Here is a 26,465-nt window from a genome sequence, read left to right as displayed (position 1 = left end):
TGTGATTTAGCAGATCTGACCTATCGCAAGAAAAGGCATCTCTTCCCGGGAAGTTCAGGATACAATCGGGACAGTTACCTCATATTTATTCTCAGCCTAAGAGCATTGCTATGAAAAATATCAATCCAACTCAGACCGCTGCCTGGCAAGCCCTGCAGCAGCATTTCGACAAGATGAAAGATGTGCAGATTAGCCATCTGTTTGCTGAAGATGGTGATCGTTTCTCCAAATTCTCTGCCACGTTTGAAGACCAGATGCTGGTCGATTTCTCCAAAAACCGAATCACTGCAGAGACGCTGGAAAAACTGCAGGCGCTGGCGAAAGAGACCGACCTTCAGGGCGCCATCAAATCGATGTTCTCTGGCGAGAAGATCAACCGCACAGAAGACCGTGCCGTGCTGCACGTTGCCCTGCGTAACCGCAGCAACACGCCAATCGTCGTGGACGGCAAAGATGTGATGCCGGAAGTGAATGCGGTTCTGGCGAAAATCAAAGGCTTCACCGAACGCGTGATCGGCGGCGAGTGGAAAGGTTATACCGGTAAGGCCATCACTGACGTGGTGAACATCGGTATTGGCGGTTCAGACCTCGGTCCGTTCATGGTCACCGAAGCGCTGCGTCCGTACAAAAACCACCTGAATATGCATTTCGTCTCCAACGTGGATGGCACGCACATCGCCGAAACGCTGAAAGACTTGTCACCGGAAACCACGCTGTTCCTGGTCGCATCAAAAACCTTCACTACCCAGGAAACCATGACCAACGCCCACAGCGCGCGTGACTGGTTCCTGAAAACCGCGGGCGACAACAAACACGTGGCCAAACACTTCGCGGCGCTGTCTACCAACGGTAAAGCGGTGAGCGAGTTTGGTATCGACACCGACAACATGTTCGAATTCTGGGACTGGGTCGGCGGCCGTTACTCACTGTGGTCTGCAATCGGTCTGTCCATCGCCCTGTCTGTTGGTTTCGATAACTTCGAACAACTGCTGAGCGGTGCTCACGCGATGGATAATCACTTCGCCAATACCCCGGCGGAGAAAAACCTGCCAGTTCTGCTGGCGCTGATCGGTATCTGGTACAACGATTTCTACGGCACCGAAACCGAAGCGATTCTGCCATACGACCAGTACATGCACCGTTTTGCTGCTTACTTCCAGCAAGGCAACATGGAATCCAACGGTAAGTTCGTTGACCGTAACGGCAACCCGGTAGATTACCAGACGGGCCCGATCATCTGGGGCGAACCAGGCACCAACGGGCAGCACGCGTTCTATCAGCTGATCCACCAGGGAACCAAAATCATCCCTTGTGACTTCATCGCGCCGGCCATCAGCCATAACCCGCTGAGCGATCACCACGCGAAACTGCTGTCTAATTTCTTCGCCCAGACAGAAGCGCTGGCGTTCGGTAAATCTCTGGATGTCGTCGAGAAAGAATTCGCCGATCAGGGTAAAAAACCGGAAGACGTTAAACACGTTGCACCGTTCAAAGTGTTCGAAGGTAACCGTCCGACCAACTCTATCCTGCTGCGTGAAATCACGCCTTACAGCCTGGGTGCGTTGATCGCGATGTACGAGCATAAAATCTTTACTCAGGGCGTTATCCTGAATATCTACACCTTCGACCAATGGGGCGTAGAACTGGGCAAACAGCTGGCAAACCGTATCCTGCCAGAGCTGGAAGACGACAAAGATGTTACCGGTCACGACAGCTCGACTAACGGTTTGATTAACCGCTTTAAAAACTGGCGCTAATCCCTCGTCATCCTTCGCGCTGACCCGGCGTTGGCTGCTTTCACGAATCCCGGTCACATACTTGCGTATGCTCCCGGGAGTTCACTCAGTTGCCGCCTGGATGCAGCACGAATGATTTAGAGGGACGGGCCAAAATATTTCTAAATAAAAGGGTTAGCCTTCACCGGCTGACCCTTTTTTAATGCTCGTTTTCTGGTGCGGACTCTGTGGTATTCTGCGGGTATTCATAACAAAAGTGGGATGTAGATCACATGGCAGGATCAAAACGCGCAATGATGATATCCGTCATTATGCAGCGAATCTTGAACGTTTTCTTATTGGGACTGGCCGCGATCCTGATGATTTTTATCGGGCGCGAAACTTATCATCTGGCGATGGTGTTGTTCGTGAATAACGACCAGTCTTCATCGTATTTACTGATAGAGGGGATTGTCATTTACTTCCTCTATTTCGAGTTTATTGCACTGATTATCAAATACTTTTCATCGGGCTATCACTTCCCGTTGCGCTATTTTATTTACATCGGTATCACCGCGATTATCCGTCTGATTATCGTCGACCACAAAAGTCCTTATGACACGCTGGTTTACGCCTGTGCGATCCTCGTGCTGGTCGTGACGCTGTTCCTGGCTAACGGCGAACGTTTGCGCCGCGAATAAAACAGGCCATTACTGACCCGCATTCATGCGCTAGAATGCGGGGCAGATAATTCATTGGAGGTATGAATACCTTCATTACGGAGCCGTTGATGTCTGATTCCCATTCCCCCGAACAATCCCCGATCCACTGGTTTGACGATCCCTCGCAGGTACCTGCAGATGTCGCCGACTGGCTGATGGAAATGGGATCCATGACCCGCCGGTTCGAAAAGCAGGGTGTTACCGTCACCGTGAAGCCGCAAAACGAATGTTTTGTCAGCCGCGAGGAACTGGGTGAAAGCGAAGCACAGCAGTTGCCGGAAAGTGCCCGTTACTGGATCCGCGAAATTGTGCTGTTTGGCGATGCCGAACCCTGGCTGCTGGGCCGCACGGTCATTCCTGAAGAAACGCTGACCGGGCCAGACCTGGCGCTGGTCGATTTAGGTACGGTGCCGCTCGGACGCTATCTGTTTAGCGGCAACAACCTGACCCGTGATTACATTCTTTTAGGGCAATTGCAGAGTGAACAGGGTGATTTATGGGCGCGTCGTTCCCGCCTGCGGCTTTCAGACAAACCGCTTCTGCTGACGGAAATTTTCCTGCCGGACTCGCCGGTGCATCGCCCCGAGGGTAAAGTGAGCAAGGCATGAGCCAGACTAATCAACAAGGAGAACAGAGAGTGTCAGGAAGTATGACTCAGGGCACATGGCGTGATTACTGCCGCCTGATGCGTATTGATAAACCTATCGGCTCGCTGTTGCTGCTGTGGCCAACATTATGGGCATTGTGGGTGGCCGGTGGTGGAATGCCATCTGCTAAGATTTTGCTGGTGTTCGTGCTGGGCGTTTTCTTTATGCGTGCAGCCGGTTGCGTGGTGAACGACTACGCAGACCGCAAATTTGACGGTCATGTAAAACGGACCGCGAACCGTCCGCTGCCAAGCGGTGCGATTACTGGCAAGCAGGCGAAAATGCTTTTTGTCGGGCTGGTGCTGGTGTCCTTCCTGCTGGTTCTCCTGCTCAACCGCATGACCATTTTGCTGTCTCTGGCCGGGCTGGCGCTGGCATGGATTTATCCGTTTATGAAGCGGGTCAGCCATCTGCCGCAGGTCGTTTTGGGCGCGGCGTTTGGCTGGGCAATTCCGATGGCGTACGCGGCGGTAAGCGAAAGCGTACCGCTCAGCTGCTGGCTGATGTTTGCCGCCAATATCTGCTGGACGGTGGCTTACGATACGCAATATGCCATGGTGGATCGCGATGATGATTTGAAAATCGGCGTGAAGTCGACAGCGATTTTGTTTGGTCGTTTTGACACGCTGATTATCGGCCTGCTGCAACTTGCCACACTGCTTCTGATGGGATTTGTGGGACATTTTTCACAACTTGGCGCACCGTTCTACTGGTCGCTGCTGCTGGCCGCTGCGCTGTTTATGCATCAGCAAAAGCTGATCGCTAAACGCGAACGCGATGCCTGTTTCCTGGCTTTCCGTCAAAACAACTATGTCGGACTGGTGCTGTTCCTCGGCATTCTGATGAGCTTATCAGCGTTCAGTTTCTAAGATTTCCAGACCTTGGATGGCATCCATAAAAAACGCCCGGACTCTGTAAAAAGTCCGGGCGTTTTGTTTTACCGCCCGCTGGCGTGCGCTAATAGCGGTTAATGATCGGTATCGCGCACATCCATCTTCGGCTCAGCCGGTGGCTCTGTCGGTTGCGGCAGCTCAGAAGGCATTCCCGCACTCTCGATCGTCAGCTTGATATCCGGCGTCATCAGATCACTGAGCATGATGTAAATCTCACGCGTTTGTTCCTGAATCGCATCACCGGTGTCACTGATATAACCCTCAGCGCGCAGTGTGCCGACCAGCGTTGAGAACACCGCTTTGTCGAAGAATTCAGGTGCATTGATACCGTGTAATACGGACAAACGCTGCGCCATAATCCGGCTCTCTTTCTCCAGCGCACCGCGGTTGATGCTTGGATTATTGGTGAGCAGCGAGAAAGTAATGGCATAGCGTTGCAGCGTTTCACGCACACCTGCGGCCAGCAGTTGCAGGGTACGGATACGTGCCGGGTTCAGCGTCAGTTCATCATCTTCCAGATGAATGATTTGCTGACGTGCCAGTTCCAGCGTCAGAACATCCAGCACCTGCGGCAGCTCTGACTTATCGAAATGCATAAACAGTTCTGCTTTGAGCATCGGGTAAATCAGTTCCACCTGACGCAGTAATTCTGCGCGGGTGACCTGACGGTGATGCATCACGATGCTTGAAATCAGCGACGGCAACACCAGCATATGGTGGATATTGTTGCGGTAATACGTCATCAGAACAGCCTGCTCGCGCGGCAGAACGATGATGTCACCGATGTTGTCTTTCTCGACCTGGAACTTGTTCATGTTCAGCGCGTGATCGAGTAGCTGATCGGCGGTCAGATCAGGCACCGTCGAATCCGCGTTATACGGCACGTTACGCAGCAGTTGCAGATAGCAGTCGATTTGCTCGGTCAGCTGTTCACGGGTCAGTGAACGCTGACGGGATGCCAGCAGCGCGGTACAACACAGGTTCATGGCGTTAGCCGCGGCTGAGTTGTTAATACGCACCATAATCTGCTCTGCCAGATCCTGCACCGTTGGCGTCAGCCAGCTCGGACGCTGCGCTTCGATTGGGTCGATCGCTTCACGCCAGGTAGGTACGTTCTGGTTCAGGTAAGTGGTCAGATGCAGTGGCTCGCCGAAATTCACATAACCCTGACCGAGGTTGCGCAGCTTGCGCAGCCCGTTCAGCATCTGCGTCAGGCTTTCTTTCTCTTTGGTCGCACCGCGTAATTCTTTGGCGTACGTGCCCACTTCCATCACGTGCTCATAACCGATGTAAATCGGCACTAACGTAATCGGACGTGAACCGCCGCGCAGCATGGCCTGAATGGTCATCGCCAGCGTACCGGTTTTCGGTTCCAGCAGACGTCCGGTTCGTGAACGGCCACCTTCCACAAAGTATTCGACCGAATAACCGCGGCTGAACAACTCGCCCAGATATTCGCGGAAAACAGTGGAATAAAGCTTGTTGCCCTTAAAGGTACGACGGATGAAGAACGCACCCAGACGACGGAAAATCGGACCGGCTGGCCAGAAATTCAGGTTGATACCGGCAGCGATATGCGGCGGCACCAGCCCCTGGTGATAGAGCACGTAAGACAGCAGCAGGTAATCCATATGGCTGCGGTGGCAGGGCACATACACAATTTCCTGACCATCAAGCGCCAGCTGACGGACACGTTCAGCATTGTTGACGTTGATGCCTTTATACAAGCGGTTCCACGTCCAGCTCAGCACGCGGTCTGACAGACGCACTGCCTCATAAGAGAAGTTCGCCGCGATTTCTTCCATCAGCGCGATAGCATTCTGCTGGGCTTTTTCGTGGGAAATTTTCTTGCTGCGGGCTTCGTCTTCGATCGCTTTTTCGATGGCTTTGGAAGCCAGCAATTTATTGAATAAATCCTGACGAGCCGGAAGACGCGGGCCGACCGCTGCCAGACGCTGGCGGGAGAAATGCATACGCGCCACGCGTGCCAGTTTCTGAGCGATGGTTTTGTCGGTGCCGTGCTCTGTCGCCATATAGCGCAGGGAAACGGTATTGGAGAAACGGACAAAACTGTCACGTCCGAGCCACAAGACGGCAAAGAATTTCTGGATGCCATTCAGTACGCGCAGATGCGGCGTATCATCCTGACCTTCACGGCCCGGCGCACGGCCAAACATCACGGAAACCGGCAGCATCTGAATGTCTAAATCCGGATTGTTGCGGTGCAAATCCAGATAGTCGTGGAACAGCTTTACGGATTCCTGCTTCGGCGTGTAATACGAGAACACGCGCGGGCCTTCAGCAATGAAAACATGGCTTGGCAGCAGCGTTCCGTCGATTTCCAGCGGAATAAGGGGATCGGGCAGATTCTCTGCCAGACATTGCGCACGCAACGTCAGCAAGTCTGCTTTGGAGTTGTAAGGCAATACGTACAAAATCGGGCGCGTCGGGTCCAAATGCAACTCGGTAACCGGATCTGAAGGTATGACCTTGCTCTTTACCAGCAATGAGAGTGGTAAATTCAATAATGTGTAATAAAGTCTACGCCAACCTGACATAAAAACGTGAAGCCTCTTGTTAGCCATTTCGCCGCAAGGATACCAGAAAGATCCGTGGAGATCTGTGGTCATATAAAAGCTAAAATACGGCACACTTTTAAGGACAACCCTTCAAGGATCAGTACCCGAAATGGCGAACCAAGTCACTGGATTTACCCGAATTTATAAAGCGGCCGGATATTCCTGGAAAGGATTGAAAGCCGCATGGCAGAACGAAGCGGCTTTTCGCCAGGAAGCCAGCGTGGCTATCCCGTTAATTTTGTTATCTTTCTGGCTCGATGTCAGCACGGTTGAACGCATTTTGCTTGTAAGCTCCGTGATGCTGGTCTGCGTCACCGAGTTGCTCAACAGTGCGGTGGAATGCGCGATTGACCGTATCGGCCCTGAGTTTCACGTGCTCTCAGGGCGGGCAAAAGATATCGGTTCTGCTGCCGTACTTCTGACCATCATATTGGCGATTTTTGTCTGGGTCAGTATCTTTTGGCCGCGATGGTTCTGATCTGGAATCTGTATTCCAGGAATCACCGTTATGCCCTGTTTTTATTCAATCTTAGGTTTTCATTGACCGTTTAGCTGTATATACTCACAGCAAGACTGTATAAACAACCAGGGGGCGGAATGAAAGCTTTAACGACCAGACAACAAGAGGTCTACGACCTTATTCGCGATCATATCTCCACCACCGGTATGCCACCGACTCGCGCAGAGATTGCATCGCGTCTGGGTTTCCGTTCTCCCAATGCGGCGGAAGAACACCTGAAAGCGCTGGCACGTAAAGGCGTTATCGAGATTGTCTCCGGTGCATCTCGTGGTATCCGTCTGCTGATGGAAGAAGAAGAAGGTTTACCGCTGATCGGCCGCGTTGCCGCCGGTGAGCCGCTGCTGGCACAGCAACATATCGAAGGGCATTATCAGGTTGATCCGGCGATGTTCAAGCCGAGCGCCGATTTCCTGCTGCGCGTCAGCGGGATGTCGATGCGTGATATCGGTATCCTCGACGGCGATTTGCTGGCCGTACATAAAACGCAGGACGTGCGTAACGGCCAGGTTGTCGTGGCGCGTATCGATGATGAAGTCACCGTGAAACGCCTGAAAAAGCAGGGCAGCGTGGTGCAGTTATTGCCTGAGAACAGCGAATTCCAGCCGATCGTGGTGGATTTACGCGAACAGAATTTCAGCATTGAAGGGCTAGCCGTAGGCGTCATCCGTAACGGCAACTGGATCTGACCTTCGTACTTCGAGCTGCAGACGCGTTGGCTGCGTGCGTTTACCCGAATCACTGACTCATGTCAGCTCATCGGGACTCTCTTACTTGCTGCCTTCCTGCAACTCGAATTACTCGGTCAGAAATTGCTGAGTCAGAAATTGCTGTGTCAGATAGAGAAGACTACAACTAATTGAATATGGATGGCGGCCGCCTCTGGCATCCATGTAAATTCAAAGAGAAATGCGTTTCTCTCATCATCGCCCCTTTCGGGGCGATGTCATTTTAGGCATAACCTGAACCTCCGGCATGAGATTCTCTATGCAACATCATTCCCTGCGACAATCATTCAAAAATACCTTTCTAAGCCCCGCGGATAAAGCACTCTGGACCCTGGCGTTACCGATGATTTTTTCCAATATCACGGTGCCTCTTCTTGGTCTGGTCGATACCGCAGTGATCGGTCATCTCGACAGTGCCGATTATCTCGGTGGTGTGGCGGTTGGTTCGATGGTCACGACTTTCCTCTTCATGATGCTGCTGTTTCTGCGCATGAGCACCACCGGCATGACCGCACAGGCGCTGGGCGCAAAAGACAATCAGTTGCTGGCACGTGCTTTTGTGCAGCCCTTTTTGCTGGCGGTGCTGGCCGGTGTCGTCATTCTGTTATTTCGCCATCCGCTGATGGAGCTGGCGTTTCATGTCGTGGGTGGCAGTCAGTCGGTGCTGGAACAGGCGAGGCTGTTTATCGAAATCCGCTGGTATAGTGCGCCTGCTTCTCTGGCGAATCTGGTGATCCTCGGCTGGTTGCTGGGGATCCAGTATATTCGCGGGCCGGTGATTTTGCTGATCGCGGGAAATCTGCTGAATATTATCCTGGATATCTGGCTGGTAATGGGGCTGGGGCTGAACGTACGTGGTGCGGCGATGGCAACTGCCAGTGCAGAGTATTTCACGTTGTTCATCGGGCTGTATTTTGTCTGGCGTGTCATGAAACGACGCGGTATCACCGGTTCAGAAATCACCGGTGCGTGGCGCGGTAATTTGCGCCGTCTTCTCGGACTTAACCGCGACATCATGCTGCGCTCATTGCTGTTGCAGCTATGCTTTGCCTCACTGACCATCCTGGGTGCGCGGCTGGGCAGCCACATTGTGGCGGTCAACGCTGTTCTGATGAACCTGCTGACCTTTACCGCATTTGCACTCGATGGCTTTGCGTATGCCATCGAAGCCCATTCCGGTGAGGCATTCGGTGCGCGCAATCGCGAAAAACTGCTCAACGTGTGGCATGCCGCGTGCCGTCAGGCCGGACTGGTGGCGCTGGCTTTTGCGCTAATTTATGCCGTAGCCGGCGGGGCGATTATAAATGCGCTCACCTCACTCCCCGAATTGCGTGAGCTGGCGGATCATTACCTCGGCTGGCAAATTGTATTGCCGCTGGTGGCGGTCTGGTGTTATCTGCTCGATGGGATGTTTATCGGTGCCACACGCGGGCGGGATATGCGTAACAGCATGGTGGTTGCAGCGCTCGGATACGGGCTGACGCTTATGACTTTACCGGTACTGGGAAACCATGCGTTATGGCTGGCGCTGACCGTCTTCCTCGGCTTGCGCGGGATTGCACTGGGCTGGATATGGCGTCGTTACTGGCAGCGCGATACCTGGTTTTCTTCTCCCGGACACTGAATTGGCAGTGTTTTATCAAAGAGATAAATGTTCTTTTGCCGTTATTTCCTGCTTTGGAATAATCCTAATAATGGTTTTTATCCCTGTTCGGGGAGGATTAATCCAGATTCTCTACTAACCTTAGAAGTGTTAAGGACGAGCTGCCGGAACAAAACGCAGCTCCATAAACCCAAGGTAACAGGAGATATTTTATGAATAAGGACCAAGCCGACGGTAACTGGAAACAGTTCAAAGGGAAAGTGAAAGAAAAATGGGGCAAACTGACCGATGACGACCTGACAGTGGTTGAAGGTAAACGTGATCAGTTGGTTGGTAAGATTCAGGAGCGTTACGGCTATCAGAAAGATCAGGCCGAGAAAGAGCTCAAGGAATGGGAAACCAGCAACAAATATCACTGGTAATACGCGACTCCCCCTCGCGTGTCAGTGACGTATCCTGAGATTTAGCTGCTCCTACCCGGAACGCTTCAGGATACGGGTACACGGATGTACCCAACTTTATGTCTTCACTTCTTAGCTTTTGCACATACTCGCTTCAGTAAATCCCCGCACAAACACCAAAATCCCTTAACGTTTTTTCACCACAATACTGTGGTCATGGTCGCAGTGCTCATGGCTGTCACAGGTTTCCACGACCTTACATTCCCCGCACAAACCGTGGGCTTCCACGACAGAATGGCGAAGCTCAAAGCCGGATTCCGTTGCCAGTTTCGCCAGACGTTCTTCAATACCGTCAGTGGTTTTTTCCGTCACCAGCCCGCAGCGGTCGCAGATGAACAGCGCAGACGTGTGGCTCGGCTCTTCAAAATGATGGCAAAGCACGTAGCTGTTAGCCGATTCAACCCGGTGGATAAAGCCTTGTTCAAGCAGAAAATCCAGCGCGCGGTAAACGGTTGGCGGTTTTGCTTGTGGCTCGCTGACACGCAGCAGATCCAGCAAATCATAGGCGCTGATGGCACCGGGTTGTTGCGCCATCAGGCGCAGTACTTCCAGCCGCTGCGGCGTAAGACGAACATTGCGCTGCTGGCAAAGTTCTTCAGCTTGCGAAAGTAATTTTTCCGGATTATTCAGGGTCATAGCAACGTTCTCTGAGCGCAGATTGGGATCGACAGGCCACAACATGCGACCATTGTTGATTTTATCATGCTTAGGCTAAAACGACGAATTATGCGCCATTCATTAAGATGTATTGCGGCGACGTTATTTCTCTGCACGATGGCGCAGGATGCCGAATCTTTGTTCTGTGGTATAATCACCGATTAACTTCTCTCTGGCGTTGCGTCAGAGAGAGCGCCACGAACCCCTTCAGCGAATGTCAGGCCGATGTCAGAAACTCAACACGCAATGCCCCAGACCACTCCGTTTTCCGCTCAGCGTTTTTCCGTTGCGCCGATGCTCGACTGGACCGATCGCCACTGTCGCCATTTTCACCGGCTGATGACCGGCCAGACGTTGCTGTACACCGAAATGGTGACTACCGGTGCCATTATTCATGGTAAAGGGGATTATCTTGGGTTTGGCGACGCTGAACATCCGGTGTCATTGCAGCTTGGCGGCAGCAATCCTGCCGATCTGGCGCATTGCGCGAAACTGGCAGAAGAACGCGGTTATGACGAAATTAACCTCAACGTCGGTTGCCCGTCGGATCGCGTGCAGAACGGCATGTTTGGTGCCTGTCTGATGGGGCAGGCGTCGCTGGTAGCGGACTGTATCAAAGCCATGCGCGATGTGGTTTCAATTCCGGTGACGGTCAAAACCCGTATCGGTATTGACGATCAGGACAGCTACGAATTTTTGTGCGATTTCATCCGTCAGGTGTCTGAAAACGGCGGCTGCGATACCTTTATTATCCATGCGCGTAAAGCCTGGCTTTCCGGTCTCAGCCCGAAAGAAAACCGTGAAATCCCACCGCTCGATTACCCGCGTGTGTATCAGCTTAAGCGTGATTTCCCGCAGCTGACGATGGCGATTAACGGCGGCATTAAAACGCTCGAAGAAGCCAAAACGCATCTGCAATTTATGGATGGCGTGATGGTCGGTCGCGAGGCTTACCAGAATCCGGGCATGTTGCTGAACGTCGATCGCGAGCTGTTTGGCTCCGACGCGCCGCTGAAAACCGGGCCGGATATCATCCGCGCGCTGTATCCGTATATCGACGAGGAACTGAGTAAAGGCACCTATCTGGGCCACATTACCCGCCATATTCTTGGTCTGTTCCAGGGCGTGCCGGGCGCACGTCAGTTCCGTCGTCACCTGAGTGAGAACGCTCATAAAGCCGGCGCGGGCATTGATGTGGTTGAACAGGCATTGCAGATGGTCGCTCAGCAACAGGAAATGGCGGCACAGGCCTGAAAACCAGGTGAGGAAAATCACTATCTGTTAGTCAAATTTACTATCTTTTCGCAGGCCATTCGTGCCTGCGAAATATTTTCTTCTTGTAATTCAATCCATTATTTAACCCGTCACACTGGCACGTTTCTTGTAATAGCTAACGTGTGTTCTGACATCACGTCTTATTGCACATGGCTTATTAAGGAGCACCCGATGCTGGAAATTCTCTTCGTGCTTGGTTTTTTCTTTATGCTGATGCTGACCGGCATTTCGCTGCTGGGCATGATCGCTGCGCTGATCGTCGCATTCGCGGTAATGATGTTGGGTGGCTTTCTGGCGATTGTTATAAAAATGTTGCCTTGGCTGATTTTGGCCGTGGTTGCCGTGTGGATTTACCGGGCATTTATCAAACCGGATCAGCCAAAATATCGCCGCCGCCGTTTACCGTAATTTTTACTGTCGATAAGTAGTTTCTGTAACTGCATGAAATACTGGTGAATAGTGATGGTCTTTTGAGCACAAAAAAATGTAACCGTTGCAGCGATAACTTTTGCTTATGTGCTAGCGATCACAAGCTGGGTCAGAATGTGCGGTCGAAATGCATAAATCATATTTTTTAACATGGGTGACTGTTAGGATGGAATTCATTGGCAGCCGTCAGGCTGTAAACCGAATTCATCAAGTCCGCTGAGGCACACAATAGTCGCTTAAGTGACATCGCCCTGCGGATTTACCCGGCAGTACCCTACAGCAGTACCCGTCTGAAATCAGAGGTCGTCTGAGTCAGACAGTAAGAAAGGCTTCCATATTCTGGAAGCCTTTTTTGCATTGGCTTAGGGAACTGTTATGGGATCAGTAAACTTGAGCCTTGCGTTACGCGGCTTTCCAGCGTTTCGTGCGCGCGTCTGGCTTCGGAGAGCGGGAATTTCTGCGCGTCGCTGACGTCCACTTTTATCGCGCCGCTGGCAATCAGTGAAAACAGCTCGCTGCTCGCGTGTGCCAGTTCTTCGCGGTTGGTCACGTAGCCATTCAGGGAAGGGCGCGTCACAAACAGCGAACCTTTCTGATTGAGGATCGCCAGATCCACGCCTTTCACCGGGCCGGAAGCATTGCCGAAACTGACCAGCAAACCACGGCGTTTCAGGCTGTTCAGCGATTTCTCGAAGGTGTCTTTACCGACAGAATCGTACACCACACCGACTTTTTCGCCGCCGGTCAGCTCCGCCACGCGGGACGCGATATCTTCTTTCTGATAATTAATCGTCGCCCAGGCACCGGCCTGTTTCGCGCGTTCGGCTTTTTCGTCCGAACCCACAGTTCCTATCAGTTTTACGCCCAGCGCTTTCGCCCACTGGCAGGCAATCAGACCGACGCCACCGGCCGCAGCATGGAAAAGAATGGTTTCGCCGGCCTGCACTTCGTGGGTCTGGCGCAGTAAATAGTAAACCGTCAGCCCTTTAAGGAAGGACGCCGCCGCCTGTTCAAAACTGATGGCATCCGGCAGCAGGGCAATTTTTTCCTGCGGCACGTTATGGAATTCACTGTAAGCCCCGAGCGCCGATTGCGCGTAGACCACGCGGTCGCCCGGCTTAATACCGGTCACGTCGCTGCCGACTTTACTGACAATCCCTGCCGCTTCAGTCCCTAAACCGGCCGGAAAACTGGCGGGCGCATACAGACCGCTGCGCACGTAAGTATCGATATAGTTGATACCGATGGCCTTATTCTCAACCTGAACTTCGCCAGCCTGCGGATCTTGTGGCTGATAATCAACGTATTGCAGAACGTCTGGAGTGCCTGTCTCAGAAAACTGGATGCGCTTTGCCATGTTTATCCCTCGTGATGGAGTCTGATTTCAACCCTAGGCTAAATGTCCGGGACAATCCAGATTTTCGGCACTAAGGGTTAATACCCTTTTGAAATGGTTTATACTGTCGCGCGAGTCTGGCTCTGATTTTTGGAAACCGGACGCTCATAAAACAGGCGCTTAGAGCAGGAACTATTCCACAGATGGCAGCAAAAAAACCGACCAATCAACAGAACGAAAACCGCGATCGCCAGATGGAAGGATTGAAACTTCCGCCGCATTCGCTGGAAGCTGAACAATCCGTTCTGGGCGGGCTGATGCTGGATAACGAACGCTGGGATAACGTCGCCGAGCGTGTGGTCAGCAATGACTTCTTCAGCCGCCCGCATCGCCTGATTTTCACCGAAATGCAGCGTTTGCTGGAGATGAGCAAACCGATCGACCTGATTACGCTTTCTGAATCCCTGGAACAGAAAGGCGAACTGGATTCCGTCGGCGGTTTCGCCTATCTGGCAGAGCTCTCGAAAAATACCCCAAGTGCGGCGAACATCGGCGCTTATGCCGACATCGTGCGTGAACGCGCAGTCGTTCGCGAAATGATTTCCGTCGCCAATGAAATTGCCGATGCGGGTTATGATCCGCAGGGGCGCAGCAGCGAAGACCTGCTGGACTTAGCCGAATCCCGCGTATTCCAGATTGCCGAATCCCGCGCCAGTAAAGACGAAGGCCCGAAAAGCATCGACCGTATTCTGGAAAGCACCGTTTCGCGTATCGAAGAACTGTTCCAGCGCCCGCACGACGGCGTAACCGGTGTGTCCACCGGCTATGCGGATCTCGATAAGAAAACCGCCGGTTTGCAAAAATCGGATCTGATCATCGTGGCGGCACGTCCGTCGATGGGTAAAACCACGTTTGCGATGAACCTCGCCGAAAATGCGGCGATGATGCAGGATAAACCGGTCTTAATCTTCAGTCTTGAGATGCCCGGCGACCAGATCATGATGCGTATGCTGGCGTCGCTTTCCCGCGTCGATCAGACCAAAATCCGTACCGGTCAGCTTGATGACGAAGACTGGGCGCGAATTTCCAGCACCATGGGGATCCTGCTCGAAAAACGTAACATGTATATCGATGACTCGTCCGGCCTGACGCCAACGGAAGTCCGTTCGCGCGCGCGCCGTATCTTCCGTGAACACGGCGGTCTGAGCCTGATCATGATTGACTATCTCCAGCTGATGCGCGTTCCGTCGCTGTCCGATAACCGTACGCTGGAAATCGCCGAAATCTCCCGCTCGCTTAAAGCGCTGGCGAAAGAATTGCAGGTGCCGGTGGTGGCGCTGTCGCAGCTTAACCGAAGCCTGGAGCAACGCGCCGATAAACGCCCGGTCAACTCCGACTTACGTGAATCAGGTTCCATCGAGCAGGACGCCGACTTAATCATGTTCATCTATCGTGACGAGGTTTATCACGATAACAGTGAAGAAAAAGGCATCGCGCAAATCATCCTCGGTAAACAACGTAACGGCCCGATCGGTACCGTCCGCCTGACCTTTAACGGTCAGTGGTCGCGATTTGATAATTACGGCGGCCCGCAATACGACGAAGACTAGTGCGGAGCTAGCTTACTTGCCATTTTGAACCCGGGCAGTGCTCACTTTTTTTGGAAAGATTGGCTCACGTACTTTGTGTACGCTCCGGTTTTTCCGCGCTGGCCGTGTCCAAACTGGCCGCGACGCTGACGCCCCTAAGCATTAGCGGTTAGGTTAACACTCTCAATTTCATGCAAAGGACTTAAAATGAAAGCGGCTACGGCTGTCATTGATCGCCGCGCTCTGCGACACAATCTGCAACGGGTGCGTCATCTGGCGCCACAAAGTCGTCTGGTTGCGGTAGTGAAAGCAAACGCTTATGGGCACGGTCTGTTAGAGACGGTGCATAGCTTGCAGGATGCCGATTATTACGGCGTTTCCCGTCTCAGCGAAGCACTGATGCTGCGCAAAGCCGGTGTCGTTAAACCTGTTCTTCTGCTCGAAGGCTTTTTCTCCGCCAGTGAATTACCGTTGCTGACTGAACATCAGCTGGATACCGCCGTTCACAGCATCGAACAGCTCGACGCGCTGGAAAGCGCTGACCTTACGCATCCGCTGAATGTCTGGCTGAAAATCGATACCGGTATGCACCGTTTGGGCGTCCATCCCGCACAGGCCGACGCGTTTTATCAGCGCCTCAGTGCCTGCAAAAATGTCGTTCAGCCGGTCAATATCATGAGCCATTTCTGCCGTGCTGATGAGCCGGAAAGCGATGCCACAACCAGGCAGCTGAACAGCTTTAACGCGTTTGCTGAAGGCAAGCCGGGGCAGAAATCGATCGCGGCTTCCGGCGGGATTTTGCTGTGGCCGGAATCGCATATGAATCTGGTTCGTCCTGGCATTATTTTGTACGGCGTCTCGCCGATGGAAACCGGAACGGCCAGCGATTTCGGGCTGCAACCGGCCATGACGCTGACGTCCAGCCTGATCGCCGTGCGTGAGCACACTGCCGGTGAACCGGTCGGTTATGGCAGTACGTGGGTCAGCGATCGCGACACTCGTCTGGGCGTCGTGGCGATGGGGTATGGCGACGGGTATCCGCGCAGTGCGCCGAACGGTACGCCGGTGCTGGTCAATGGCCGGGAAGTGCCGGTTGCCGGGCGCGTGTCGATGGACATGATCACCGTGGATTTAGGGCCGGAATCGACAGATAACGTTGGTGATGAAGTGATTTTCTGGGGCGAAAAATTACCGGTTGAGCGCATTGCACAGGCAACCGGTATCAGTGCTTATGAGCTGATTACCCAACTCAGCGAGCGCGTTGCCCGCATTTATACTGGCGACTAAACCTTACTTCTTCACGCCCAGCCACTGGCTGACAATCTTCTGATAGTCGCCGGTGGCTTTACTCAGGTGCAGCCACTGATCGACATACATCTTCCAGCTCACGTCATCACGCGGCAACATGTAGGCTTTCTCGCCATATTGCAGCGGCTTTTTCGGATTCACCGCACACAGTTTCGGATAGTGTTTCTGCTGAAATAGCGCTTCCGACGCATCTGTAATCATCACATCGGCTTTCTTATCCATCAGTTTCTGGAAGATGGTGACGTTATCGCTCAGCGTCAGCGTGGCTTTTGGCAGGTGGCTGTGGACAAAGGCTTCGTTGGTGCCGCCCTCCGGTTCAATCAGGCGCACGGATGGCCGGTTCAGCTGTTCAACCGTCTGGTACTGACGCACATTTTCGCAGCGCACCAGCGGGATTTTCCCGTCCTGATCCAACATGTTAGCGAACCAGGCTTTCTGCTGGCGTTTCAGCGTGACGGAAATTCCGCCCATGGCGATGTCACAATGACCGGCGCTCATTTCGTCCGGCAATGATTTCCAGGTGACCGGCACCCAGTTCACTTTAACGTCCAGACTCGCCGCCAGCGATTGCGCCATGGCGATATCAATGCCTTCATATTCCCCGTTTTCTTTCAAAAACGTATACGGCTTATAGTCGCCGGTGGTGCAAACATTCAGCGAACCTTTCTGTAATACGCGTTCAAGATGGGAAGACGTGGTATCCGCCTGTGCGAAAACGGGTAAAGCAGACAGTAAGGCGAGAGAAAAGAGTACTTTTTTCATTATTTTTTCCTTGCGGTATGAATGTACGCAAGTATAAGAAAAAACAGCCGATAAGTATTTATAACTCGTTATAGTGGGAATGCTTTTTGCAATAATATTGCAACAGGAATGCGAACATAAAAAAATTAATACGACAGGAAAGGTGCCATGTACAGCGTTGATGATTATGACCTGAAAATTCTGACCCTATTACAAGCTAACGGAAGACTGACCAACCAGGAATTAAGCGAACTGGTCGGGCTGTCAGCTTCACAATGTTCACGCCGCCGGATTGGTCTGGAACAGGCTCAGTTAATCCTCGGTTATCACGCGCGTCTGGCACCGGAGGCGCTCGGTTTAGGCATGATTGGTCTGATTGAGGTCAGACTTATCAACCATTTGCCCGCACAGGTCGAGGCTTTCCACAGCATGCTGGGAGAAGTGGCTGCGATTATTGATGCCTATAAAACGACCGGAGATGCGGATTATTTGCTGAAGGTCGCGGTGAAAGATTTAGCCGGTTTAAGCACGTTGATCAGCCAAATCCTGTCAGTACATAAAAGTGTGGCGCATGTAAAAACATCGGTAGTCCTTAACCGGTTAAAAGAAAACGGCTTATTAACGCTGGGATAAGAATATTGACCCTGTATTTTGTGCGCACTGTTATGGTGATTTATTTTGGTGCGGCCTCACTTTAATGGTGCATTATTTTGAATTATTATGCGTACTCTGTGCGTGTAAAGAATGATTAACGCGTCATAAAATCTTATTTTCGATTTTTAATGCAAATTCCGTGCGTGAATATTGCCTTAATTCCTCATCTCATTAATTATCTCAAAATCAGTCTTTAGTCTTATTATTTTGGGGTACAGGGAATTATGGCAAGTGTTGACGACATCAAACAGCCGGTTGAGCAGCCGCGCATCGGGCATACGCTGGTGGAAGATGCGCTGGCGATCATTATCGGTACGCTGATGGTTTCTTTTGGCGTGGTGATGTTACGGCAGGTTGGCGCACTGACCGGTGGCACCGCGGGAATGGCATTTCTGGCGCATTACGTGACACAAATTTCGTTCGGCACCGCTTTCTTTATCATCAACTTACCTTTCTATTACCTGTCTTTCCGCCGCATGGGCTTGCAGTTCACGCTGAAAACCTTCGCCGCCGTTGCGCTGGTTTCCGTCTTCTCCGACCTTCATCCGCTGTTTGTGCATTTCGATCATCTTCAGCCGTTCTACGCCACGTTATTTGCCAATGTAATTATGGGCATCGGCTTCATTGTGCTGTTCCGCCATAAAGCCAGCCTCGGCGGCGTGAACATTCTGGCGCTGTTTCTGCAGGACAAATACGGCATCCGCGCCGGCAAACTGCAAATGGGCGTGGACTGCTGCATCGTGCTGGCGTCGCTGTTTGTCGTCAGTTACGAAATGCTGATTGCCTCGGTGCTGGGCGCAGTGATTGTGAATCTGATTATCGCGATGAATCATCGTCCGGGGCGTTACAGCGTCTGAAGAAATCACCGCACAAAAAACGCCCGACAAATGACAACATAGTTGTCATCTTTTTTAACGAACTTTGATAGTCTGTGAAACAGTCGTGATCCGCCCGAAAACCGGGACGGATCGCCGCGCCACTCAACCAAACCAAGGAGATGTATACCGTGTTCCAACATGTCGATGCCTATGCCGGTGACCCGATTTTGTCGCTGATGGAAAGTTTCAAGACCGATCCGAGACAAGATAAGGTAAACCTGAGCATCGGTCTTTATTACGACGAGCAGGGTATTATTCCGCAACTGGCTGCGGTTGAAAATGCAGAGAACCAGCTGAACGCGGGGCCACAGGCTGCATCAGTGTATCTGCCGATGGAAGGTCTGCCGGCATACCGCGCAGGCATTCAGGAATTGCTGTTTGGTGCCGATCATCCGGCGCTGAAACAACAGCGTATCGCAACCATTCAGACCGTCGGCGGTTCCGGCGCGCTGAAAGTGGGTGCTGATTTCCTCAAGTTTTATTTCCCGAATTCAGACGTTTACGTCAGTGATCCGACCTGGGAAAACCACGTGGCTATCTTTGGCGGCGCAGGCTTCAAAGTACATACTTATCCGTACTTTGATGCAGAAACGCTGGGTGTGAATTTCACCGCGATGATCGAACGCCTGAAAACCTTACCGGCGCAAAGCATTGTATTGCTGCACCCTTGCTGTCATAACCCGACGGGTTCTGACCTGACGCCAGCGCAGTGGGATCAGGTGATTGAAGTCACCAAACAGCGCGAGCTGATCCCGTTCCTGGATATCGCTTATCAGGGCTTTGGCGCAGGCATTGATGACGACGCTTACGCCATCCGCGCGATGGCGGCGGCAGGCGTGAACTGCTTCGTCAGCAACTCCTTCTCGAAAATTTTCTCCCTGTACGGCGAACGCGTCGGCGGATTGTCCGTGGTCTGTGAAGACAGCGAAGCCGCAGGCCGCGTCCTGGGTCAGCTGAAAGCGACCGTGCGTCGTAACTACTCCAGCCCGCCGAATTTCGGTGCGAAAGTGGTGGCGAAAGTCCTGAGTGACAGCGCCCTGAACGCGCAATGGAAAGCCGAAGTCGAGAAAATGCGTACCCGTATTCTCGAAATGCGCCACACGCTGGTCGACAGCCTGAAAACCGCGTTGCCGGGCCGTAATTTTGACTACCTGCTGCAACAGCGCGGGATGTTCAGCTACACCGGATTCAGCGAAGCGCAGGTCGTGCGTCTGCGTGAAGAGTTCGGCGTGTATCTGATCCTCAGCGGTCGTGTCTGCATGGCGGGTTTAAATCACCACAATGTGAAGCAGGTGGCTGAAGCTTTCGCCGCCGTCCAGTAAATCCCCGTCATACTTCGGGCTACGGATGCGTTGGTTGCGTTCATTAAGGCTGACAGAAATGTCGGCCTTTTCCGTATTTGCGATCTGCTACCTTTCTTTTTTGCGATGTTGCTGCACACTAAATAGACGATTCCGGTTCGCGGGGTCGTCAACATCAGACAAGGAGAAAGGCCAAAATGACCAGTGCGGAATTGCTCGACTATTGCATGGGGAAACCCGGAGCAGAACAAAGTACCCAAAATCAGCACGGCGCGAATCAGATAAAAGTGGGCGGCGTGATGTTCGCCATGTTCTGCGATTGTCAGGGACATGAAGCGGTTTCGCTGAAAACCAGCACCGGCATGGCCGGCAAGTTACGCGCCGAACATACCTGTATTCTTCCGGGTAAGAATCTCAACAAAGCGCACTGGAATACCGTGGTTCTGGATGGAACTTTGCCGGATTCTCAATTTTATTCCCTGATCGACAGTTCTTACCAGACGGTCGTTTCCGGTTTAGAGGAGCATCTTCGTCAGGAAATAGGCAACTGATCGCCCGACCAGTGGCCGGTTTTCAGGGTCGCGGGGGAGAAATCGGCTGATGCTGCACGCCACGGTAACGCGGCACGAAAGCGCCACACGCGGGTGATGTCCAGACTCCAGTAGCGTTCCGCGCCTTGCGGGCCGGGAAATACTTCCGGCTGCCAGTGGATCTGCGTATGTCCCTGCAGATGCAAAATATCTCCGTTATCGAAATCCATAAACAGCAACGCTGCACGCGGCTCTGCCAGTAAATTTCCCAGCGTATTCATATAGCGGTTGCCGCGATAATCCGGCACCCACAAACGGTTTCCCACCAGATGTGCGAATCCCGGCTGACCACCGCGATGTGACACATCCGCGCCGCCGTGCGCGTGACTGGCGATGAAAAAAGTGTCCGAACGCCCAATCAGCGCACGCGCATCCGCATCCGGCTCCGTCATGTCCTCTCTTGCGGGCAATGGCAAACTGACTGGCACATCCGTCAGTTTGCGGATCTGGATATACTGCGGACAATTGCCAAAACTTTGATCGACCACGATCTCGATCCGATTTTTATCGATGCGCCCGATCCTGCCATTCACGCGATTACGCCGCCGGTTGGAAAAATCGATCCCCAGTCCGCCGATCTGTTTTCCCGGCTGTAAGGCCGTCAGCGCCGGATCATCCGTCCGTCTTGGCGCGTTAATCCGTAAATGCGTGTCATCCGGTGTGCGGATAAACCCGGCTGGTCCGGTCAGCAATGTCGCCACCGGCCAGCCGTTTTCATCCAGCGTTGAGATAAACAAATAAGGCAGCGCGGCGAAAAACAGCCGGTGCTGTTCCGGCATCGCTTCACGGATGCCGTGTGCTTCGACGTCAAACCCTGCCATGTCCTGAGCCAGGATTTCGTCTGCATGGAAAGGGTTCTTCATCGTCTTTATCCCGCAATTTCTGGCAACGGTAATGCCGGAAGCGGCGTAAAGCCGGGCAGACTTTCAATCCGTGCCAGCCAGCGCTGAATGGCCGGATAACCCGTCAGTGAAACGCCGCCTTCCGGTGCAGTCGCCACATAGCTGTAACAGGCCAGATCGGCAATGGTGGCGCGTTCCGTCGCCAGAAACTCATGGTTTTCCAGATGTTGTTCCAGCTGCGGCAGAAATTTCGCCGAAATCTGCAGTGCGCTTTCGTACACTTCCGGCGCAGAAAATTGTTTCACCATACGCGCAGAGGCCGGACCGAAACGCACTTCACCGGCGGCGCGGGATAACCATTTCTGCACCTCAGCGGCCTTCAGCGGATCTTCCGGCAACCAGTGGCTGTCCGGCGCGTAGCGTTTGACCAGATACACCAGGATCGCATTGCTGTCGGTGAGCACGTGCCCGCCGTCGATCAGAACGGGGATCTGACGCAGCGGATTCAGCCGCGCAAAATCCTCCGTCTGGCGCACGCCGGCACCAGCTTCAGTGGCCTCAAACGGCAGGTTGAGCATGTTCAGCAACAGGGTCACGCGGTGGCAGTGGCCGGAAAGCGGCGTGCTGTAAAGTTTGATGGCGGGCATGGACTGTCTCCTTAAAGTGTCTGAACACAACATTACTCTTGCGCTAAACGATTGGGATCCACGAAGATTGAAATTGAGTGTTTCACTTTGTGGAAGAATCTATGGATCGTTTGGATGAAATGGCGATTTTTGTCGCCGTACTTCAGTATGGCAGCCTGGCGGAAGCCGCCCGTAAACTTCACCGGTCGCCACCCGCGATCACCCGCGCCATTGCCTCACTGGAGCACCGTTTCGGCGCAAGGCTGGTCGAGCGCACCACGCGCAGTCTGGCACCGACAGAAGCGGGCGCACGGCTGGCGGAAAAGGCCCGCCTGCTGCTCAGCCAGTATCAGGACGCAGTGGAAGACACCGCAGAAACTCAGCTCAGCGGTCTGTTGCGTATCACCGCGCCGGTGCAGTTCGGGCGTAAACATGTCGCGCCGCTGGTGATGGAATTTCTGGCGCAACATCCTGATATGCAGATCGAAATGATGCTTAACGACCGCAATCTGGATCTGATCGACGAAGGATTGGATCTGGCGGTGCGTATCGGGCATCAGGAAGATTCAGGCAAAGTGGCGCGTAAGGTCGCCCAAGTGACCCGCGTACTGGTCGCCAGCCCGGCTTATCTGGCGCGGCATGGCGAACCGCAACATCCTTCGGAGCTGGCCGCGCACCAGACGGTGATGGGCACGCTGCGTACGCAAATCCGCGAATGGCGTTTCGGACCGCATGAGGATGATTTGCGTGTCCGGCTGTCACCGCGTCTGCTCTCAAACGACGTGGAATCACAGCTGCTGGCGGTGCGCAGCGGGCAGGGGATTGCGCGTTTGTTATCGTATCAGGTGAGCGACGATGTGCAGGCCGGCCGCATGGTGCGGCTTCTGGCGGAATTCGAACCACTGCCGTTGCCGGTACAACTGGTGGCGCAACAGGTGCAGCAGATGCCGCGCAAGGTCCGTACATTCTGGGATTTCGCCTGTCAGCGGCTGAGCGCACTTCCGCAACTTCATGCGCTGGACGCATCTTCTGAACAGTGACGCCGATCACGCTTGTATGCGGTAAAAATAACCTACTCTGAGAGTTGTGCAAAAACAGTGAGTTACTTCAGGACAGGTTGTCCGTTGCTCACGCCAACCCAGAAGGAAAGGATGATGACCCGTAACCGGCTGAATCTTGCCACGCTTTTGATACTGGCGCTCAGCGCGCCGATCTCCCTGACTGTCTCCGCGCAAAGTTTGCCACAGGATCCTGATGCGTCGGTGCCTGCGAAAAATTACATTACGGCAGTAAATCCTGATTTAACCATCACTTACCGCCTGTATGCACCGGCTGCTGAACACGTTGACGTGGTAACCGGCGCGACACCGGTGACATACATTCCGCATCAGATGACCAAGGACGATAAAGGCGTCTGGAGCTGGACGTCGGATGCACAAAAACCTGATCTGTATGAATATTTCTTCAATGTCGATGGTTTGCGGATTGCCGACCCGGGCAGTGCGATGCCTAAGCCGCAGCGTCAGGTGAACACCAGCCTGATCCTGGTGCCGGGCAGTATTCTGGATGTGAAAAGCGTTCCGCACGGCGAAGTCCGCACGCTGACCTATCATTCCGCTGCGCTGAATTCTGAGCGTCAGGTTGCGGTATGGACGCCGCCGGGTTACAGCGATGCGTCAAAGCCGTTGCCGGTACTGTATTTCTACCACGGCTTTGGTGACACCGGCCGCTCGGCGCTGGATCAGGGACGCATTCCGCAAATCATGGATAACCTGCTGGCGGAGAAAAAAATCGCGCCGATGTTAGTGGTCATTCCGGATACTGAAACCGACGCCAAAGGCGTGGTGCCGGAAGATTACGTCACCAAAGATCGCCGCAAGGAATTCTATCCCCGAAATGCGGCGGCGGCCGATAAAGAACTGACCGGCGACATTATCCCGCTGATTTCCAAAACCTTCCGCGTACGCGATGATGCCGCCGGATGCGCACTCGCGGGGCTTTCACAAGGCGGTTATCAGACGCTGGTCAGCGGCATGACGCATCTCGACCAGTTCGGCTGGCTGGCGACCTTTAGCGGCGTCAGCACCACGACAGTCCCGAATGCTGACGTCGAAAAACGCTTCGCCGAACCGGAGAAAATCAACGCACAGCTGAAAAACTTCACGTTAGTGGTGGGGGAAAAAGATGTGGTGACGGGCAAGGACATCGCCGGACTGAAGACTGAACTGGAAGAGAAAAAGATTAAGTTCGATTATCACGAATACCCGAATCTTGGCCATGAAATGGATGTCTGGCGTCCGGCCTACGCGGAGTTTGTGCAGAAGATATTTAAGTAAAAGATAAACAACGTCACGAAAGTGGCGTTGTTTATACTCATCAGAACCAGATGAATGAGGTATTCAGGCTGTAATCCATTGTTTTAAAATATTAACCATTACTGGTGAGAATGCCTCAAGATGATCGTCCATGGGTGTTGAGATATCTTCTATAACGGCTTGCAAAAGATCATCGTCCTCCAGTCCTTCCTCCGCATCGAGACCATTTTTCAGCATCAATGCACTGACTAACTGTTTTCGCTTTTCAATCAGGCTGCGATTATTCTGTTCGGTATCGCCTAGGTTAAGAACGCGGATTGTTTCTTGAGCACGGGCGCTTAAGCCTTCTATTCTTCCACTGATTTTAAAACGAAACTCAGTTTCACACTCGTTCATAAAAGGAGTAAGTGGTAGTGACTGAGAGCCATGTGATTTGTCACATTGATTGAGCCCCGTACAGCTGGCTACGATATTTGTGTAATCCAGACTGCGATGAGGAGCTAGCATTCGAGCCTCAACGTGCTCATTCATGCAGTCTTCATTCTGGCCAGTAATTGCCTGGCAGCAATACGCACAAATATAAAACTGTTCACGCAAACAGAAAAAACGAATATCGACTCTTTCACTATTTGTCAGGCCGGTGTAATTGCCGGCAGGATTTGCGACTTTCCAGTCGGTGAGACTGGGTGGCTCATTTCCTTTATCAACTTTCCTCACGGCGTAACTCCTGTTTACGCAGCAACAATCTTGCCCTGATTAATTCTATATTTGACGCAGGGAGTATGGTCTCAAGTTCGTTGATAATAGATCGGGCCGCGTCGATTTTTTTGTCATTAATCGCATCTAACAGGTCGTTCAAACGGATGTTGATACGACTATTGCGGATATCAGTGTCCATGACATCTAAAAGAACGGAGTTGGCATCCTGTCCATATTGGGTTGAGACTTCTTTGCTTTGGCCATTCTCTAAGGAGTAAACCAATACATCTTTATAATCGCTGATTACCAAAGGGGAGTGCGTTGATAAGATGAACTGACAATTTGGAAACGTTGAAGTTAAGCGCTCAATTAAGCTGCGTTGCCATTGCGGATGAAGGTGCATATCCACTTCATCAATTAAAATAATTCCATCACCCGATAACGGATTGTTTGAATCAGGATTCATTATCGCAAGGCGTCGTGCAATATCGCCAACCAACGCCATCAGGGACTTCTCTCCCTGTGACAGTTGTGAAACGCTTAATGTCTCGCCCTGTTTATCAATGGTCATATGCAGCCGGGGCTTACGCCTTACCCGCATATTTGTAAAACCTGGCATGAAGTGATGGATTGCAATACGTACAGCCGATAATTGCTTGTCTTTGGCTGCATCACGAAGTTCGTTAATTTTCACGATAGATTCATGATCACCACCAAGAATTTTGACCATTGCTTCAACAGATTCTTCAGTAAACCCCTGCTCATTTTCAGAATCTTCGCGTTCGCGAAACCACTCAAAGAATCGTCTGAAATCTACACCCTGACTCAATGAATTGTCGTATCCATCAAGCTGAGTAAAAGAATGTTTTTCTCTTATTTTAAGTGGGATATCTAACACTGCCCGTTCGACAGGGTAGAAAGCAATCAGTGGCAGTGCAGTTTTGTGATTATCTGAAAGCCTGGTCCTGTAGATATCAGTTAATGCGGACAAAGAACTCAAATGTGTCTGAAATACAGCTTTTCGCCCTGCACGGGTTTTTGCTATCGCCCATGTAAAAGATTTTCCAACGTGAGCGTCGAGGACTTCGAGTTCAATGGATGCCGAATTTTGTCCATTAAGGATGACATCTTCCGGAACAGGGCTTCCATTACCCTTTTCCGAACGAATGCGTGATACAAACCAGCTCAACGATGTTGCTATCGATTTAAGTAATGAGGTTTTCCCTGCCCCATTGTTACCAACAAAAACGGTCGTATTGCCAGGGCAATTTTCAGTCGGTGATAGCGCTATTTCCAAATCTTCAAAACGACCAACGTTAATCAGACGAATGTTTTTAATTTCCATAACGCTACCCTTTAA

26 protein-coding genes are annotated in these 26,465 nt (G+C 52.4%); 18 read left to right on the top strand and 8 right to left on the bottom strand.

All coding sequences use genetic code 11. From position 1 onward, the window contains the following. Positions 1–110 precede the first annotated feature (110 nt). From pgi to ubiA, 4 genes are all read left to right on the top strand, one after another. Positions 111–1,757, top strand: a complete 1,647-nt coding sequence (pgi, locus tag ACM615_RS17205) for a glucose-6-phosphate isomerase (protein WP_113876669.1) — start codon at positions 111–113, stop codon at positions 1,755–1,757. A 251-nt stretch (positions 1,758–2,008) separates the two neighbouring features. After that, a complete protein-coding gene (gene psiE, locus ACM615_RS17200) occupies positions 2,009–2,416 on the top strand; it encodes a phosphate-starvation-inducible protein PsiE (RefSeq protein WP_095924316.1) in 408 nt (135 codons plus the stop codon). An 89-nt stretch (positions 2,417–2,505) separates the two neighbouring features. Further along, complete coding sequence (gene ubiC / locus ACM615_RS17195; protein ID WP_431012228.1) at positions 2,506–3,045, top strand: chorismate lyase; 540 nt, start codon at positions 2,506–2,508, stop codon at positions 3,043–3,045. A gap of 41 nt (positions 3,046–3,086) precedes the next feature. Next, positions 3,087–3,953 (top strand): 4-hydroxybenzoate octaprenyltransferase, encoded by an 867-nt coding sequence (ubiA, locus tag ACM615_RS17190; protein ID WP_431012235.1) that lies wholly within the window; start codon positions 3,087–3,089, stop codon positions 3,951–3,953. Between the two features lie 98 nt (positions 3,954–4,051). On the opposite strand, the gene plsB is transcribed toward ubiA, so the two are convergent. Further along, complete coding sequence (gene plsB, locus ACM615_RS17185; protein WP_120163847.1) at positions 4,052–6,535, bottom strand: glycerol-3-phosphate 1-O-acyltransferase PlsB; 2,484 nt, start codon at positions 6,533–6,535, stop codon at positions 4,052–4,054. A gap of 130 nt (positions 6,536–6,665) precedes the next feature. On the opposite strand from plsB, the gene ACM615_RS17180 reads away from it, so the two are divergent. The 4 genes from ACM615_RS17180 (at position 6,666) to ACM615_RS17165 (ending at position 9,826) form a co-directional block, all read left to right on the top strand. Then, positions 6,666–7,034: a diacylglycerol kinase gene (locus ACM615_RS17180; RefSeq protein WP_112287079.1), complete on the top strand. Its 369-nt coding sequence runs from the start codon at positions 6,666–6,668 to the stop codon at positions 7,032–7,034. A 119-nt stretch (positions 7,035–7,153) separates the two neighbouring features. Then, a complete protein-coding gene (gene lexA / locus ACM615_RS17175; protein ID WP_095924321.1) occupies positions 7,154–7,762 on the top strand; it encodes a transcriptional repressor LexA in 609 nt (202 codons plus the stop codon). A 298-nt stretch (positions 7,763–8,060) separates the two neighbouring features. Beyond that, complete coding sequence (dinF, locus tag ACM615_RS17170; protein ID WP_431012227.1) at positions 8,061–9,425, top strand: MATE family efflux transporter DinF; 1,365 nt, start codon at positions 8,061–8,063, stop codon at positions 9,423–9,425. A 191-nt stretch (positions 9,426–9,616) separates the two neighbouring features. Beyond that, complete coding sequence (locus ACM615_RS17165; protein WP_112287077.1) at positions 9,617–9,826, top strand: CsbD family protein; 210 nt, start codon at positions 9,617–9,619, stop codon at positions 9,824–9,826. A 165-nt stretch (positions 9,827–9,991) separates the two neighbouring features. Here ACM615_RS17165 and zur read toward each other — a convergent pair whose 3' ends face one another. Beyond that, on the bottom strand, positions 9,992–10,501 hold the full coding sequence (zur, locus tag ACM615_RS17160) for a zinc uptake transcriptional repressor Zur (RefSeq protein WP_112287076.1): 510 nt from the start codon (positions 10,499–10,501) through the stop codon (positions 9,992–9,994). A 267-nt stretch (positions 10,502–10,768) separates the two neighbouring features. Between zur and dusA the strand changes: the two genes are divergently transcribed. Beyond that, entirely contained in the window at positions 10,769–11,776 is a 1,008-nt protein-coding gene (dusA, locus tag ACM615_RS17155; protein ID WP_431012226.1) for a tRNA dihydrouridine(20/20a) synthase DusA, read from the top strand. Between the two features lie 192 nt (positions 11,777–11,968). Continuing rightward, positions 11,969–12,205, top strand: a complete 237-nt coding sequence (gene pspG, locus ACM615_RS17150) for an envelope stress response protein PspG (RefSeq protein WP_112287074.1) — start codon at positions 11,969–11,971, stop codon at positions 12,203–12,205. A 394-nt stretch (positions 12,206–12,599) separates the two neighbouring features. On the opposite strand, the gene ACM615_RS17145 is transcribed toward pspG, so the two are convergent. Then, positions 12,600–13,583 carry a quinone oxidoreductase gene (locus ACM615_RS17145; RefSeq protein WP_129638039.1) on the bottom strand — a complete coding sequence of 328 codons (984 nt, stop codon included), beginning with the start codon at positions 13,581–13,583 and terminating at the stop codon, positions 12,600–12,602. A 182-nt stretch (positions 13,584–13,765) separates the two neighbouring features. Here ACM615_RS17145 and dnaB point away from each other — a divergent pair, with 182 nt between their 5' ends. Continuing rightward, positions 13,766–15,172 (top strand): replicative DNA helicase, encoded by a 1,407-nt coding sequence (dnaB, locus tag ACM615_RS17140; RefSeq protein ID WP_113876676.1) that lies wholly within the window; start codon positions 13,766–13,768, stop codon positions 15,170–15,172. Between the two features lie 186 nt (positions 15,173–15,358). Beyond that, entirely contained in the window at positions 15,359–16,438 is a 1,080-nt protein-coding gene (gene alr / locus ACM615_RS17135; protein ID WP_431012225.1) for an alanine racemase, read from the top strand. A gap of 3 nt (positions 16,439–16,441) precedes the next feature. On the opposite strand, the gene ACM615_RS17130 is transcribed toward alr, so the two are convergent. Beyond that, positions 16,442–17,221 (bottom strand): transporter substrate-binding domain-containing protein, encoded by a 780-nt coding sequence (locus ACM615_RS17130; RefSeq protein WP_112287070.1) that lies wholly within the window; start codon positions 17,219–17,221, stop codon positions 16,442–16,444. Positions 17,222–17,368: 147 nt separating this feature from the next. Between ACM615_RS17130 and ACM615_RS17125 the strand changes: the two genes are divergently transcribed. The 4 genes from ACM615_RS17125 (at position 17,369) to ACM615_RS17110 (ending at position 20,584) form a co-directional block, all read left to right on the top strand. Next, positions 17,369–17,833, top strand: coding sequence for an Lrp/AsnC family transcriptional regulator (locus ACM615_RS17125; protein WP_112287069.1), 465 nt, complete (start codon positions 17,369–17,371; stop codon positions 17,831–17,833). A 245-nt stretch (positions 17,834–18,078) separates the two neighbouring features. Then, on the top strand, positions 18,079–18,711 hold the full coding sequence (locus ACM615_RS17120; RefSeq protein ID WP_112287068.1) for a YitT family protein: 633 nt from the start codon (positions 18,079–18,081) through the stop codon (positions 18,709–18,711). A gap of 149 nt (positions 18,712–18,860) precedes the next feature. Then, positions 18,861–20,054, top strand: a complete 1,194-nt coding sequence (locus tag ACM615_RS17115) for an aromatic amino acid transaminase (RefSeq protein WP_113876790.1) — start codon at positions 18,861–18,863, stop codon at positions 20,052–20,054. Positions 20,055–20,230: 176 nt separating this feature from the next. Continuing rightward, positions 20,231–20,584 carry an MmcQ/YjbR family DNA-binding protein gene (locus ACM615_RS17110; protein ID WP_113876679.1) on the top strand — a complete coding sequence of 118 codons (354 nt, stop codon included), beginning with the start codon at positions 20,231–20,233 and terminating at the stop codon, positions 20,582–20,584. Here ACM615_RS17110 and ACM615_RS17105 read toward each other — a convergent pair. Both ACM615_RS17105 and ACM615_RS17100 read right to left on the bottom strand, forming a co-directional pair. After that, positions 20,566–21,486: a pyridoxamine 5'-phosphate oxidase family protein gene (locus ACM615_RS17105; RefSeq protein WP_129638041.1), complete on the bottom strand. Its 921-nt coding sequence runs from the start codon at positions 21,484–21,486 to the stop codon at positions 20,566–20,568. The genes ACM615_RS17110 and ACM615_RS17105 overlap by 19 nt on opposite strands. A 5-nt stretch (positions 21,487–21,491) precedes the next feature. Continuing rightward, on the bottom strand, positions 21,492–22,112 hold the full coding sequence (locus tag ACM615_RS17100) for a glutathione S-transferase family protein (protein ID WP_129638042.1): 621 nt from the start codon (positions 22,110–22,112) through the stop codon (positions 21,492–21,494). 101 nt (positions 22,113–22,213) lie between these two features. Here ACM615_RS17100 and ACM615_RS17095 point away from each other — a divergent pair, with 101 nt between their 5' ends. Together ACM615_RS17095 and ACM615_RS17090 are read left to right on the top strand one after the other, a co-directional pair. After that, a complete protein-coding gene (locus tag ACM615_RS17095) occupies positions 22,214–23,131 on the top strand; it encodes a LysR family transcriptional regulator (RefSeq protein ID WP_129638043.1) in 918 nt (305 codons plus the stop codon). Between the two features lie 114 nt (positions 23,132–23,245). Continuing rightward, complete coding sequence (locus ACM615_RS17090; protein WP_431012234.1) at positions 23,246–24,427, top strand: alpha/beta hydrolase-fold protein; 1,182 nt, start codon at positions 23,246–23,248, stop codon at positions 24,425–24,427. Between the two features lie 63 nt (positions 24,428–24,490). Here the strand turns inward: ACM615_RS17090 and ACM615_RS17085 are convergent, their stop codons facing one another. Continuing rightward, the gene (locus tag ACM615_RS17085; protein WP_431012224.1) at positions 24,491–25,123 is read right to left on the bottom strand and encodes a TIGR02646 family protein; all 633 of its coding nucleotides are present in this window, start codon (positions 25,121–25,123) and stop codon (positions 24,491–24,493) included. Next, complete coding sequence (locus ACM615_RS17080) at positions 25,110–26,450, bottom strand: AAA family ATPase (RefSeq protein WP_132966250.1); 1,341 nt, start codon at positions 26,448–26,450, stop codon at positions 25,110–25,112. The genes ACM615_RS17085 and ACM615_RS17080 overlap by 14 nt, the downstream gene beginning before the upstream one ends. Between the last annotated feature and the right edge of the window lie 15 nt (positions 26,451–26,465).

It is taken from the genome of Rahnella sp. PAMC25617, assembly GCF_050606005.1.
Taxonomy (GTDB): domain Bacteria; phylum Pseudomonadota; class Gammaproteobacteria; order Enterobacterales; family Enterobacteriaceae; genus Rahnella; species Rahnella variigena.
This window is presented reverse-complemented; position numbering and strand designations above follow the sequence as displayed.

What these genes read in the sequence shown, in the direction of transcription:
- dnaB (WP_113876676.1), top strand. Translation starts at nt 13,766, where the DNA reads ATGGCAGCAAAAAAACCGACCAATCAACAGAACGAAAACCGCGATCGC.
- alr (WP_431012225.1), top strand. Translation starts at nt 15,359, where the DNA reads ATGAAAGCGGCTACGGCTGTCATTGATCGCCGCGCTCTGCGACACAAT.
- plsB (WP_120163847.1), bottom strand. Translation starts at nt 6,535, where the DNA reads ATGTCAGGTTGGCGTAGACTTTATTACACATTATTGAATTTACCACTC.
- ACM615_RS17080 (WP_132966250.1), bottom strand. Translation starts at nt 26,450, where the DNA reads ATGGAAATTAAAAACATTCGTCTGATTAACGTTGGTCGTTTTGAAGAT.
- ACM615_RS17110 (WP_113876679.1), top strand. Translation starts at nt 20,231, where the DNA reads ATGACCAGTGCGGAATTGCTCGACTATTGCATGGGGAAACCCGGAGCA.
- ACM615_RS17125 (WP_112287069.1), top strand. Translation starts at nt 17,369, where the DNA reads ATGTACAGCGTTGATGATTATGACCTGAAAATTCTGACCCTATTACAA.
- ACM615_RS17130 (WP_112287070.1), bottom strand. Translation starts at nt 17,221, where the DNA reads ATGAAAAAAGTACTCTTTTCTCTCGCCTTACTGTCTGCTTTACCCGTT.
- ubiA (WP_431012235.1), top strand. Translation starts at nt 3,087, where the DNA reads ATGACTCAGGGCACATGGCGTGATTACTGCCGCCTGATGCGTATTGAT.
- ACM615_RS17165 (WP_112287077.1), top strand. Translation starts at nt 9,617, where the DNA reads ATGAATAAGGACCAAGCCGACGGTAACTGGAAACAGTTCAAAGGGAAA.
- ACM615_RS17120 (WP_112287068.1), top strand. Translation starts at nt 18,079, where the DNA reads ATGGCAAGTGTTGACGACATCAAACAGCCGGTTGAGCAGCCGCGCATC.
- ACM615_RS17180 (WP_112287079.1), top strand. Translation starts at nt 6,666, where the DNA reads ATGGCGAACCAAGTCACTGGATTTACCCGAATTTATAAAGCGGCCGGA.
- ubiC (WP_431012228.1), top strand. Translation starts at nt 2,506, where the DNA reads ATGTCTGATTCCCATTCCCCCGAACAATCCCCGATCCACTGGTTTGAC.
- dusA (WP_431012226.1), top strand. Translation starts at nt 10,769, where the DNA reads ATGCCCCAGACCACTCCGTTTTCCGCTCAGCGTTTTTCCGTTGCGCCG.
- zur (WP_112287076.1), bottom strand. Translation starts at nt 10,501, where the DNA reads ATGACCCTGAATAATCCGGAAAAATTACTTTCGCAAGCTGAAGAACTT.
- ACM615_RS17100 (WP_129638042.1), bottom strand. Translation starts at nt 22,112, where the DNA reads ATGCCCGCCATCAAACTTTACAGCACGCCGCTTTCCGGCCACTGCCAC.
- pgi (WP_113876669.1), top strand. Translation starts at nt 111, where the DNA reads ATGAAAAATATCAATCCAACTCAGACCGCTGCCTGGCAAGCCCTGCAG.
- pspG (WP_112287074.1), top strand. Translation starts at nt 11,969, where the DNA reads ATGCTGGAAATTCTCTTCGTGCTTGGTTTTTTCTTTATGCTGATGCTG.
- psiE (WP_095924316.1), top strand. Translation starts at nt 2,009, where the DNA reads ATGGCAGGATCAAAACGCGCAATGATGATATCCGTCATTATGCAGCGA.
- ACM615_RS17105 (WP_129638041.1), bottom strand. Translation starts at nt 21,486, where the DNA reads ATGAAGAACCCTTTCCATGCAGACGAAATCCTGGCTCAGGACATGGCA.
- dinF (WP_431012227.1), top strand. Translation starts at nt 8,061, where the DNA reads ATGCAACATCATTCCCTGCGACAATCATTCAAAAATACCTTTCTAAGC.
- lexA (WP_095924321.1), top strand. Translation starts at nt 7,154, where the DNA reads ATGAAAGCTTTAACGACCAGACAACAAGAGGTCTACGACCTTATTCGC.
- ACM615_RS17090 (WP_431012234.1), top strand. Translation starts at nt 23,246, where the DNA reads ATGACCCGTAACCGGCTGAATCTTGCCACGCTTTTGATACTGGCGCTC.
- ACM615_RS17145 (WP_129638039.1), bottom strand. Translation starts at nt 13,583, where the DNA reads ATGGCAAAGCGCATCCAGTTTTCTGAGACAGGCACTCCAGACGTTCTG.
- ACM615_RS17095 (WP_129638043.1), top strand. Translation starts at nt 22,214, where the DNA reads ATGGATCGTTTGGATGAAATGGCGATTTTTGTCGCCGTACTTCAGTAT.